The 11,778-nt window shown below is 62.9% G+C and carries 10 protein-coding genes and 5 pseudogenes; 8 read left to right on the top strand and 7 right to left on the bottom strand.

Annotated elements, in window-relative coordinates; genetic code table 11:
- Positions 1-54: 54 nt before the first annotated feature.
- The 4 genes and pseudogenes from D8W71_RS00050 to D8W71_RS27715 all read right to left on the bottom strand — a co-directional run bounded on the left by D8W71_RS00050 (position 55) and on the right by D8W71_RS27715 (position 3,634).
- Positions 55-2,343 (bottom strand): annotated as a pseudogene (locus D8W71_RS00050) (FdhF/YdeP family oxidoreductase).
- Positions 2,344-2,421: 78 nt separating this feature from the next.
- Positions 2,422-3,126 carry a LysR family transcriptional regulator substrate-binding protein gene (locus D8W71_RS00045; RefSeq protein WP_236078166.1) on the bottom strand — a complete coding sequence of 235 codons (705 nt, stop codon included), beginning with the start codon at positions 3,124-3,126 and terminating at the stop codon, positions 2,422-2,424.
- Between the two features lie 93 nt (positions 3,127-3,219).
- Positions 3,220-3,321 (bottom strand): annotated as a pseudogene (locus D8W71_RS28305) (LysR family transcriptional regulator); the annotation flags it as partial.
- Between the two features lie 82 nt (positions 3,322-3,403).
- The gene (locus D8W71_RS27715) at positions 3,404-3,634 is read right to left on the bottom strand and encodes a hypothetical protein (protein WP_236077638.1); all 231 of its coding nucleotides are present in this window, start codon (positions 3,632-3,634) and stop codon (positions 3,404-3,406) included.
- 5 nt (positions 3,635-3,639) lie between these two features.
- On the opposite strand from D8W71_RS27715, the pseudogene D8W71_RS28300 reads away from it, so the two are divergent.
- Both D8W71_RS28300 and D8W71_RS00040 read left to right on the top strand, forming a co-directional pair.
- A pseudogene (locus D8W71_RS28300) lies at positions 3,640-4,052 on the top strand (amidase family protein).
- Positions 3,941-4,909, top strand: coding sequence for an amidase (locus tag D8W71_RS00040; protein WP_442972070.1), 969 nt, complete (start codon positions 3,941-3,943; stop codon positions 4,907-4,909). The pseudogene D8W71_RS28300 and the gene D8W71_RS00040 overlap by 112 nt, the downstream one beginning before the upstream one ends.
- 422 nt (positions 4,910-5,331) lie before the next feature.
- Here D8W71_RS00040 and D8W71_RS00035 read toward each other — a convergent pair whose 3' ends face one another.
- Positions 5,332-6,252, bottom strand: a complete 921-nt coding sequence (locus tag D8W71_RS00035) for an Nramp family divalent metal transporter (RefSeq protein WP_161965373.1) — start codon at positions 6,250-6,252, stop codon at positions 5,332-5,334.
- Positions 6,253-6,538: 286 nt separating this feature from the next.
- Positions 6,539-7,470 (bottom strand): annotated as a pseudogene (locus tag D8W71_RS28215) (dihydrodipicolinate synthase family protein).
- 212 nt (positions 7,471-7,682) lie between these two features.
- Between D8W71_RS28215 and D8W71_RS28295 the strand changes: the two are divergent.
- From D8W71_RS28295 to D8W71_RS00010, 6 genes and pseudogenes are all read left to right on the top strand, one after another.
- Positions 7,683-7,973: a LacI family DNA-binding transcriptional regulator gene (locus D8W71_RS28295; RefSeq protein ID WP_442972069.1), complete on the top strand. Its 291-nt coding sequence runs from the start codon at positions 7,683-7,685 to the stop codon at positions 7,971-7,973.
- Positions 7,859-8,332: a LacI family DNA-binding transcriptional regulator gene (locus D8W71_RS28290; RefSeq protein ID WP_442972004.1), complete on the top strand. Its 474-nt coding sequence runs from the start codon at positions 7,859-7,861 to the stop codon at positions 8,330-8,332. Before D8W71_RS28295 ends, D8W71_RS28290 begins: the two co-directional genes overlap by 115 nt.
- A gap of 31 nt (positions 8,333-8,363) precedes the next feature.
- Positions 8,364-8,737 (top strand): annotated as a pseudogene (locus D8W71_RS28285) (substrate-binding domain-containing protein).
- Between the two features lie 66 nt (positions 8,738-8,803).
- Complete coding sequence (locus D8W71_RS00020; RefSeq protein ID WP_236077635.1) at positions 8,804-9,628, top strand: crotonase/enoyl-CoA hydratase family protein; 825 nt, start codon at positions 8,804-8,806, stop codon at positions 9,626-9,628.
- Position 9,629: 1 nt separating this feature from the next.
- Complete coding sequence (locus tag D8W71_RS00015) at positions 9,630-10,085, top strand: MarR family winged helix-turn-helix transcriptional regulator (protein ID WP_236077634.1); 456 nt, start codon at positions 9,630-9,632, stop codon at positions 10,083-10,085.
- 309 nt (positions 10,086-10,394) lie between these two features.
- Positions 10,395-11,090: a hypothetical protein gene (locus tag D8W71_RS00010; protein WP_236077633.1), complete on the top strand. Its 696-nt coding sequence runs from the start codon at positions 10,395-10,397 to the stop codon at positions 11,088-11,090.
- Positions 11,091-11,255: 165 nt separating this feature from the next.
- Here the strand turns inward: D8W71_RS00010 and D8W71_RS00005 are convergent, their stop codons facing one another.
- Positions 11,256-11,705, bottom strand: a complete 450-nt coding sequence (locus D8W71_RS00005; RefSeq protein WP_236077632.1) for a PAS domain-containing protein — start codon at positions 11,703-11,705, stop codon at positions 11,256-11,258.
- Positions 11,706-11,778 lie beyond the last annotated feature (73 nt).

Below are 11,778 nucleotides of genomic sequence, written 5' to 3'. Positions count from 1 at the left end.
TTTGCTTTCGCGTCAGTCGCGTCCGCGCACTGACAACTCCGCCGTCCTCGCCGGTCAGGACCGACGTTCCAGCCGGATCAAGATCGCTTTGCTCACCGGGGTGTTGGATTTGGCGGCAACGTGATCGAGAGGGATCAGCGGGTTGGTTTCGGGGTAGTAGGCAGCGACGTTTCCTCGCGGGGTCGGGTAGGCCACGAGCCGGAAGTTGTCCGCTCGGCGTTCTTCGACGGAGCCGTCGCGTTGCGTCCACTCGGAGACCAGGTCGACGTGGTCTCCGTCGGAAAAGCCGAGGGATTCGATGTCGCGAACGTTGACGAACAGTACTCGTCTGCCACCCTTGACGCCGCGATAGCGGTCGTCGAGCCCGTAGATTGTTGTGTTGTACTGGTCGTGACTTCGCATGGTCTGCAGCATGAGTCGGCCGGTCGGCACGGGAAGCCACTCGAGGTCGTTGACGGCGAAGTTGGCTTTGCCGTTGTGGGTGTCGAAGGTGCGTGAGTCGCGGGGTGGGTGGGGGGGGAGCCCGAACCCGTCCTTGCGTCGGACTTTGGTGTTGAAGTCTTCGAAACCTGGTACGACGCGTGAGATGGAGTCGCGGATGAGGTCGTAGTCGGCGGCCAACGACGGCCACGGCACGGGATGGTCGGGGCCGAACAGCGCGGCGGCGATGCCGCAGACGATTGCGACCTCGGAGCGCATGTGTGCTGGATGGGTGAGCCCGCCGCGGGAGCGGTGCACCATCGACATCGAGTCCTCGACGGTGACGAACTGCTTCCCGTGGCTTGAACGTCCTTGTCGGTGCGCCCGAGGGAAGGCAGGATGAGCGCGGTACGGCCGTGCACGAGGTGGCTGCGATTCAATTTGGTCGAGACTTGCACGGTGAGTGAACAATTGCGTAGGGCAGCTTCGGTCACTGTGGTATCGGGTGGCGGAGACGAAGTTGCCCCCGCCACGAAGACGGATCGGGGCGTCGACTCATCACGCGTATCGAGTCGACTGCGTCGAGACCGTGTTCTCGTGGCGAGGTGATGCCGAATTCGGTGTCCAGCGCCGCGAGGAATGTCTCGGGCATCTTCTCCCAGATGCCCATGGTTCGGTCGCCTTGGACGTTGGAATGCCCGCGGACAGGGCAGACCCCTGCTCCCGGTTTGCCGATCATGCCGCGCATCAGCAGCAGGTTGACGGCTTCTTCGATGGTGGCGACGCCGTGGGTCTGCTGCGTCAGTCCCATTGCCCAGCAGATGATGGTGGCGTTCGATTCGATCAAGGCGCGTGCGGTGTCCTCGAAGTTGTTCGAGCGTCAGGCCGGTTGCTTCGAGGACGACGTCGAGGTCGACACGACGGATGTGGTCGAGCCATTCGTCGAATCCGGCGGTGGGTGTCGATGAACTCGGTCGAGAACGGTTCCGGGAGCGGAGTCTTCGGCGTCGACGAGGAGTTTGCCGAGGCCTTGGAACAGTGCCATGTCCCCGCCGATGCGGATCTGGAGGAAGTCGTCGGAATTTTCGCCCCGTCGCCGATGACGCCGTTCACCTTCTGCGGATCCTTGAACCGAAGCAGGCCGGCCTCGGGAGCGGGTTGATGCCGATGACGCGGGCGCCGTTCTTCTTGGCTTTTCGAGAGTGGACAGCATCCGGGGTGGTTGGTGCCTGGGTTCTGACCTGCGATGAGGATGAGGTCCGAGTTTTCTATGTCCGGGACCGATACCGATCCTTTTCCGATCCCGATCGACGCAGTCAGGGCGCTGCCGGACGACTCGTGGCACATGTTGGAGCAGTCAGGCATGTTGTTGGTTCCGTAGGAACGAATCATCAACTGGTAGAGGAATGCTGCCTCGTTGGAGGTGCGCCCTGAGGTGTAGAAGATGGCGTCGTGGGGGCTGCTCAACGCGTTCAGTTCGTCGGCTATGAGACGCTCGGCGGCATCCCAGTCGATCGCTTCGTAGTTGGTCGCGCCGGGCCGCAGAACCATCGGGTGGGTGAGTCGTCCCTGCTGGCCGAGCCAATATTCGGTTCGGTCCAAGAGATCTTCGACGGAATGCGTCGCGAAGAATTCCGGACCGATAGTTCGTCTTGTAGCTTCTTCCGCGACCGCCTTGGCGCCGTTCTCACAGAATTCGGCGTGTTTGCGGTGGCCGGGTGTCTCCGGCCAGGCGCAGCCGGGGCAGTCGAAGCCGTTGCGTTGGTTGAGCTTTGCCAGAGACAGCGCGGTGCGCGTCGGCCCCATTTGCTCGATGCCTCGTTGGAGCGACACCACAACCGCGGGAACGCCCGCTGCGTACTGCTTGTTCTTCGAAACTACGACGCTGTTCTCGTCGTAGTCGTAGGCGTCTCGGCGAGTCATCAGCGTTGAACCCTCTCTCTCCAAGTAAATGCCTTCGAGGGTGCACCACGGAGGTCGGCGGTGTCCAAGACGCCGTTCCTACTGGTTGATAGGAGATTCCGATGATGTCCGGTTCAAGGTCGAGGCGGTCTCTTCGAGGGCCTCGACAAGAATCGAGGACGGTCCGTCCAGTCGAGTGATCAACCCGACTACCGGGGCCGGTAAGTTCTCGGTCAGCGGAGTGCACCTGAGTCCGGGTGGCTCACCGAATACTGTCGACCACATCGACGGCACCACAGCGGACCACTGCCCCGTTTTGACATGGGCGTACAGCGTTGCCACCGAGTCGGTTTCGATGCGAGCGTTCAGGTGGGTGCCGTCTTCGGCGAAATGCTCGTCGAGGATCGGCGGCCTCGCATGATCGACGGTAGCGTACATCGGTGCTGATGCTTCGTGCCAGGAGATTTCGGCCCGCCTCGGGACTGTCGGATCGTCTGCAGTCAACAGAACGTAGCGTTCCTCGTACAGCGGAAAGCATCGATAGTGCTCGAGCACGTCATGATCGAGATAGGTGATGCCCCGTCGAGTTCGAAGCGATCGAGTCGGGCGGCGATGTCGACCGACGACAAGTCGCCGGTGAAGTGACACGAGCGGGTGCCGTACCGACAGCGGGCTCGCGATGTCGGCGGCCGCTGCGGACGCGGTCGGGATGACGCCGATGCGGACGGTGCCGGTGACCCGGAACGCAGGCTCGCGGCAGCTTGGTGCAGAGAGTGCTGGGCGTCCAGGACTTCTCTGGCCCACCGTACGATCTGTAGTCCCTCGGGTGTCAGTCCTCGAACTTGTGCCCTCGTACGATGAGGGGCAGGTCGAGTTCGATCTCCAGCTTGCGAATCGCCTCGAAAGGGCTGGTTGCGAGACCGAGCAGGCATCGGCCGCACGAGTGAAGTGCTTCTCGCGTGCGAGGACGACAAGGTACCGAAGTTGCCGGAAGTGCATCGCCCCATCGTTTCATCGGTGGGCTCGATCGGTGTCGATTGGTCCTCAATGCTCTGCATACGCGATTGCCACCGATTCGGTCTTACGCGGAGACAGTGTGCAGGTGAATCTCGCCGAGTATCTTCTCCTCGATGCGACGGCCCTCGCAGAACAGGTCCGATCCGGCAAGTGACCGCAGCTGAACTGCTGTCCCTGGCGCAAACTCGCCGACGCAGTCAACGGCGATCTGAACGCGATAGTGCTGCGGATGGACGCCGCGGCGGAGGGCAATTGTCGACTCTCGCGCCATCGGCGCCGTTTGCGGGCGTCCCATTTCTCGTGAAAGACCTTGCGCAGGAGTACAAGGGCTATCCGACATCGAACGGTTCACGTTCCTTGGCGAACGACGTCGCAACCGAACATGCTCTGATCACTCAGCGATTCCTGGACGCCGGGTTGGTGATCTTCGAAAACCAACACCCGGAATTCGGCGCCAAAGGCGTCACCGAGCCCGACCTCTGGGGCCAGCGCGCAACCCATGGAACCGTGATCGAACCCCAGGTGGATCATCGGGTGGGTCGGCAGCAGCGGTGGCCGCGGGCATCGTGCCGGCGGCGGGGCGAACGACGGTGGTGGATCGATCCGAATACCGGCTGCATGCACCGGGCTGTTCGGTCTCAAACTGGGCCGTGGCCTCGCCCTATGGGCCGCAGTCCGGCGAGGTTATGTACGGAATGGCCAGGGTGTCGTGACGCGCACTGTTCGCGACAGTGCGCGCCTCTACGACGCCATAGTCGGGCCAGACCCGAGTGCCGATTACCTAGCGCAGTTTCCGGCGACCCCGTACGCGCACGAACTCGATAGTCGGCCGTCCGGCCTACGCATCGGCTTCTCGGTGAAGTCGGCAGTGAACACTCGACCTGATCGTGAAGCGGTGGCTGCCGTCGAGCACGCGGCACGCCTTCTGGAGGACCTCGGTCATCACGTCGAGGAAGTCGAACCGCCCTATGACGATTGGGCGCTCTCTCGCGACTTCCTCTCCATTTGGTTCGCGCAGGTGACCGCTCAGGTGTCGGAGATCAAAGCCCGTACTGGAGCGGCGAATTCGCAATTCGAGGCTGACACACTGGCAGTTGCCGAATACGGCCGACACAGCGGCCTCGAGGCGCAGATGCGGGCGATCGACAACACCGCAAGCTATGTACGATCGCTCGCTGCGTTCCATCAGCGATTCGACTATCTCCTCACCCCGACCATCGCTACCACCCCGCCCGTCATCGGTGCCACTGCCAACTCGTCCGTGATTCACGCAGCAGCTCGTGTTGTCCACGCCGTGCGAGGCGGGCGATTACTGTCGCTCAGCGGTGTTCTGGACGAGACGGTCCAGAACGGGCTCGGATGGGTGCCGTACACGCAGTTGGCCAATGTCACCGGTCGCCCGGCGATCAGTGTGCCTGTGCACTGGACCGACGACGGGCTGCCACTCGGTGTTCAATTCGTCGGGAAACTGGGATCGGAGAGGGACTTGCTGCGGCTCGCAGCCCAACTCGAAGATGCGCAGCCATGGATTCATCGCTTCCCTGCACCGACAGGACTCTCGTCCTCATAGAGAATGCGTCGGCGGTGGTGGAAATCGGCGTTTCGCCGATCATCGGCGTTTGCGGCACCGACGGACACAGCGAAAATCCCGGACCGCAGTTGCAGCCCGGGACGTTCGTCGACACTATCTCGTCGCCAGCTCGTAGATCAGTAGGCCCGAGAGCGAGAGGATGGAGAGGAAGCCGAGGCCGCCGATGATGTTCTTCCACCATGTGTTGCGCAGATCGCCCATCAGTTGGCGGTTGTTGCTCGCGACGTAGAGCAAGTAATGGCGCGATCAGCACCGTCAATGCCTGAGCGAAAATGATCAGCTGAACGGGCGATTTCGTGAATATCAACGTGATTGCCAGTCCCCAGGCGAGGATCGCCGCGCTGGTGCGTTTGGCGGTCAGCGTGCTGGGCGAGGGCCCTTGCCGAGTGCGTCCGAGAGCATCAGCCGCCGGCGGTGGCGTTGGCGACCATGGCGGAGAAAGCGGCACCGGACAGGCCGAGGGCGAAGATGGTCGATCCGACAGGTCCGGCGATGGGCTCGAAGATCTTGGCCAGGCCGACGAGTGTCTGCGCTTCGGCATTCTGTCGACCGAGCACAGCCGCGGCCACGATGATCACCAGAGACGTCATGATTCCGGGGCGATGATGCCGGGGATGGTGTCTGCGATGGTCGTCTGCTTGTACTGTACGGGTGCGGCCGCGTTCATGTGTGCCGTACGAGGTGAAGAAGGCGGCGTTGAGCGAAGTTGGTGCCGACAAGGGCGACGACGAGCAGTGTCCTCCCGGCGGGATACTGGGGACGACGCCGTTGACCGCTTCGTACCAGTCTGGCTTGGAGATGACGGCGCTGATGATGAACGTGGCACCGAGGAGTCCGACGATGACCAACAGGACGCGTTCAACAGTGCGATAGACGTTGCGGAACAACAAGATCAAGCCGACGAATGCAGTACACACCGCCGACCAGATCAGTGGTGATCCGCCGAAGACCATCGAGAGCCCGAGGCCGGAGCCGACCGCGTTACCCACCGAGAAGCACAGCGTGATGATGAAGACGCCGAATCCCGCTGCGACGCCGACCTTGTGGCCGAGGACATCTTTGACGGAGCTGATCATCGATTTCGGGGTGCGGATTCCGAGCCGGACACTCATGTCCGCAAAAACCAGCATGAACACCGTCGAGAGCACGATGACCCAAATAAGGCTGTAGCTGTATTTGCTGCCGGCTTCGACGGCGCTGGCGAGGTTGCCGGGGCCGAATTGCCATGCGCCTGCGATGAAAGCGGGCCCGGCCATCGTGATGGTGCTCAGGAAGGCTTTCCGCTTGCCGGAGCCGAATGCCGGGGGTTCCGAAGTTCGCACGGCTGCGGACGGTACCACCGGTGATGCGTGGTCTTGACTCATTGCGAGCCCTTTCTCGAAGCACTTTTCCAGCCGGCGACGTGGGTTGAGTCTGCTGTCGTCTCTGGTGTGGCAAGGGGCGAATACGAGGGATGGATCTGGTGCACAGCTCGGCAGTCCAACCGAACGGACTCGACCCGGTCCGCGAGTGCGGTGACGCATGCCGAAAGGTGGTGCTCGGTCCTCCGGGCCGTAGCGGCGACTACGGAAGGGCACCGAGGACAGGGAGTTGTGACCGTAGAGCCGGTCAGACCAGGGCGGGCACTACCGAGCCGAGGTTCGCGGAATCGAGTGCCGCCGCAATCTCCTCGTGCGCGCCGGCAAGCGGGAGCAACGGCGAACGCACAGTGGCGTGTTCGAGGATGCCGCGGTGTACGAGGCCTTCCTTGAGGGCGACGGTGCCTTCCATGTGCGATCCGCGGTGGTAGACGTTCGCGGTGACGGGCAGCAGGCGGTCGTGGATGGCACGTGCTGCCGGGTAGTCCTTGGCCTTGCCGGCGGCGATGAGTTCGACGAGGGGCTCGGGTGCGAGGCCGCCGTAACCCACCAGGAGGCCGTCGACGTCGAACATGGTGTGCAGCAGGTACTCGTCGGCAGCTGAGGATCTGCAGGTCGGGTTCTCCTTGCAGCACCGGAATCTCACGGTCCCAGCGGCGCATGTTGCGGACGCCGTTCTTGGTGGCGAAAACGCCTCTTGAGCGGCGATTTCGAGCTGTGTGTCGAGGTTGTAGGTCGCCTTGTGACGTCGGGGTACTGGAACAGGATCAGCGGCAGGCCCGAGCCTTCGTACAGTGCCCTGTACCGGTCCTGTGGTGCGCCGTCCTGGTAACCGAACCGCAGCCATCCGTGCGAGGGGTAGACGAGACCGGCGGATGCACCGGCGTCGACCGCGCGCTTGGCTTCCTCGACGGAGACTGCGGTGCCTTCGCCGGTGATGCCTGCGACGATCGGGAGCTTGCCGTCCACCGAATCGCGGAACGCACCGATCACCTTGGCCTGCTCGGCCTGGGTGAGGAAGGTGCCCTCGCCTGCGTGGCCGAGGACGACCAAGCTCTTGACTCCGTCGACACTGCCAAGCCATGACCCGAGGCGCGCGATCGCGTCGTAGTCGACTTCACCATCGCGGGTGAAGGGCGTGATCGGTGCTGGGCTGAGTCCGCGGAGATCGAGTGAATTCATGATGACGTCCTTTCGAGAGGCGGTTGGGAACGTTGTCGGGAACCTTTATGACGCTAATCCCGTGACCCCGAATGTGTCAACCATCACCTCGATGGGCTCGGGGTGACGGGGCTCGCATGACGCACGGGCCTGCGTGGAACCCCTTGCAAACGTTCCTGGGACGTTTGCATGTGCAATCAGCTGGGCATCGGTAAGTTCGGTCCTGTCGTCCGATCGAACCGATCAGTCAAGGAGGTGCCGATGCGTCCCACCAGAACCGGCTCTCGACGGAACGGACAGACGTCGTCACGCTCCGCGACGTCGCCAAGGCCGCGGGCGTCAGCGTGTCGACGGTCAGTCGGGTGCTCGACGACCGCGTCGCTCCGTCCCGTTCGGCGACGGCAGTCCGGTGCGTGAGATTGCCGAACAACTCGGCTATCGACGCAACACCTTCGCGTCGAATTTGCGGCGAGGTGCAACAGCGACTATCGGGGTGCTGGTGCCGCGACTGTCCGACACAGTGATGGCACTGATGTTCGAGGCCATCGACCGGGCTGCAGGGAAGGACGGTTACCACGCCATCGTCGCGACAAGTGGCGACGATCCCACGGACGAATGGAACGCTGCGCAATCGCTGCTGGAACGCAATGTGGACGGTGTCGTGCTGGCTACGAGCCGCACCGACGATCCCCTCCCGCATCATCTGCGCGAGAACGGCATTCCTCACGTTCTCGTCCTACGGACCGACGGTAAGAGTCCATCGTCGATCGGCGACGACGAGACCGGTGGATACCTGGCGGTTCGACATCTCATCGATCTCGGCCACACCGATATCGCGATTCTACCGGCCCGCTCTTCACGTCGAGTGCCGTCGGCCGTCTAGCAGGTGCGCGACGGGCCTTGGATGAGCCGGCGTGTCACCGAGGCCGGAGTGGACTGTGGAAACCGGCTACGGAATCGAAGCGGGTGGGCGTGCTGGACACGAGCTGTTCGACGCCACCGACCGTCCCACCGCGGTGTTCGCAGCCAACGACAATCTTGCCCTCGGTGTGTTGTCTGCTGCTCATCGCCACAATCTGCAGGTGGGGACGACGTGTCACTCGTCGGATACAACGACATTCCCGCGCAGCTGCTTCCGGTGCCGTTGACGTCGGTGCACACTGCGTTCGATCAGATCGCGGGCACTGCGATGGAATTGCTGATCAACGGGACCGATGAGGCAAAGGCCGTGCATCAAGCTCTTCCGACATTGATACCCAGGCAATCCTCGAGCCGCGCCGCCCGCTGAACTGTGGCGCACAAGGCTATTCCGACGCGCTGCGACCCCAACCTGGCGTCGATTAGGCTCGAACGCATGACGGAACGCAACTGGAACGCATTCTCGCTGGAGATCTCCGACCACATCGCGACAGTGACGCTGCTCGGTCCGGGTAAGGGCAATGCGATGGGTCCGGATTTCTGGACCGAATGTCCGCAGTTGTTCACCCAGCTCGATGCCGACCCCGAGGTGCGGGCGATCCTGCTCCTGGGATCCGGGAAGAACTTCACCTACGGACTCGACCTGGCCGCGATGGGCGGTGAGTTCGCGCCACTGATGGCAGACAAAGCGCTCGCCGGACCGCGCACCGTGTTCCACGACACGATCAAGCGCATGCAGCTCGCAGCCAATGCCGTTGCCGATTGCCGCAAGCCCGTCGTCGCGGCAGTGCACGGGTGGTGCATCGGCGGTGGCCTCGATCTGATCAGCGCGGCGGACATCCGCTACGCCAGCGCAGATGCAAAGTTCAGCGTCCGTGAGGTCAAGGTTGCCATCGTCGCCGACATGGGATCGCTTGCCCGACTGCCGGCGATCATCGGCGACGGTCACCTGCGCGAACTGGCTTTGACGGGCAGGACATCGACGCCGCTCGCGCCGAGAAGATCGGCCTCGTCAACGACGTGTTCGAAAGTTACGACGCGCTGCTCGCCGGGCACGCGCGACGGCGGCAGACATCGCTGCGAACCTCCACTCGTAGTCCACGGCGTCAAAGCTGTCCTCGATCACACCAGGTCTGCGGCAGTGAACGACAGCCTGCGTTTCGTCGCTGCATGGAATGCCGCGTTCCTCGCTTCGAACGATCTGACCGAGGCCATCACATCCGTCTTCGAGAAGCGTCCTGCCGACTTCAGTGGTAGCTGACGTGACAGATATCGACACCGACACCGCCGAGCAGCTCGGCTCGCAACTCGTTCGGTTGCAACGCATCCGTGAGCGCAAATTGGCTCAGCTCTCCTCCGAATCCGGGGGCGTGGAAGGGGCCGCGTTCGTATGCTTGTTCCGGCTGTTGCGCGATGGCCCGATGCGATCGAGTGAGCTCGCGACACTGGTCAATTCGGATCCCTCGACAGTCAGCCGCCAAGTGGCTCAGCTCGTCGAACACGGGCACGTGGAACGTATGCGCGACGAGAAGGACGGTCGTGCCTACGTTCTCGCGGTCACCGACTCGGGACGCGACGTTGCCGACCGTATGCACCGGATACGCACCGCTCACCTCGGATTGGTGATCGAGGAATGGTCACAGGATGACCGTGCGGCGTTGGTGAACCTGTTGGACCGCTTCCCGACCGATTTCGAGCGTGTCCGGCCGGGCACGTAACAGCAAGGATTCTCGACGAGTCGGGCGTCGACGAGACCAGTAAAGGAGGCGCAGTGCCAGGTATCGCCCGCTGGTGGCCACTGCGTACTCTCCGCGACCGGCCGGCCACGAGCCCGGTGGAGCGACTGGAGCGCAAGGTCGGTGTCGGCATCTCGATGCTGGTGCCGATCTTCGCCGTAATCGGCGCAGTGATCATGTTCTCGGACGACGGCCCGGCCTCCCCGGGGACGAGTGCTGTGTGCGGCGGTATTGCTGAGTACGATTCCGGTCGGAGCATGGTGGTGGACACACGGCCGAGACATCGTGCGAATGCCTGGCTGGTTCGTGTTCTACGCCGATGTCGGGGTCACGGCCGTCCTCGTCACATTCTCCGATCGCGGCCTTGCCCTGCACGCGACTGTGCTGTTCGCCGTTATCGGCATCTACATCGCGTATTTCTCCAGCACCAGAGTGCTGTTGGTGCACTCGGCTTTCATCAGCGCCGTCATCGTCGCGTTCGCCGCCGGTGCCTATTACGAGCGTGTGTACGACGGTCCGGCGGTGATCGCGCAGGCGCTCGTCGCATTGGTCGTCGTCAATTCGGTCCTGGTGTTCCGTGCGGTGATCAAAGCCCAGCTGGACCTCGGCATCACCGATTCGCTGACAGGGCTGCTGAACCGACGCGGGTTCGAAACGAGGATCGAAAGAATGCTGACCGAGGCCCAGCCGAGAGAACGTCGGGATATTCGTGGTCGATCTCGATCGGTTCAAGTCGGTGAACGACACATCCGGACACGCGGCGGGAGACGGAGTCTCAGATCCACCGCATACCGTCTGGCGAATGCGGTGCCGGACGGCTCGATCGTGGCACGAACCGGCGGTGAGGAATTTGCCATTGCGGTACTGATGCACCCGGTGGAGGCGGCCGCGCTCGGCGATCGAGTGGTGCGGTCGCTGTACGAACCGAACGACGACATATCGGTGACCGGCAGCGTCGGCGCCGCGATGTTGCCTGTGGACGCTTGAAGGACATCTGCCGGTTGAGGCCGCCGAGATGGTTCACCTGGCGATCCTCAAGGCGGATACCGCAATGTACGAGGCCAAAAGATCGGCGGAAATCAGGCGAGAACTTTCGCCAGGTGAGGCGTCGCGCCCGTGAGTGGGTAATTACGTCCCGACGTAACTACGCACTCACGGGGGCGCAGCACCTTTGGGATCGTTCCAGAGCTGATCGGTGAAATCTTCCAGCGCCACGAGCACGAGGTTGTCTTCCGCGCGACGCAGGATCGACTTGCTGGCACGAACCTGCACGACGTCACCGGTCTTGTCCGTCATGCGCCACAGGAGTCGGCGCGAGTCGCGACCGTCGTGAGAAACATGTCCGCGACGTTGACGCCCTCGGGAGCCTGGTCCGGGAAAATGTCGCAGGTGGAAGTCCGAGGGCTCCGAACGATCGGTCCCGAACAGCTCGTCGAACGCCTCGTTCGCGAACACGATGGCACCGCTCGGATCGACAGCGAGGATCGGCACGGGAATCCGGTCGAGGACCACCGTGACAGGGAGGTCGGGGAACTGCGCTGGGTCGGAGATCGCGCTCGTCTCCGATTTACGCCGTTCACCTGTCGAATTGCTGTCCGTCATATTTCTCCCCACCTGATACGTCGCTCGATTGGTCGTGCGTGTATTCGAAAGTCCCCGAGAAGATAGTACTGAC

The organism is Rhodococcus sp. P1Y, assembly GCF_003641205.1.
Classification (GTDB): Bacteria; Actinomycetota; Actinomycetes; order Mycobacteriales; family Mycobacteriaceae; genus Rhodococcoides.
Note: the sequence above shows the minus strand (reverse complement) of the source record. Positions and strands in the feature narration are given on the sequence as shown.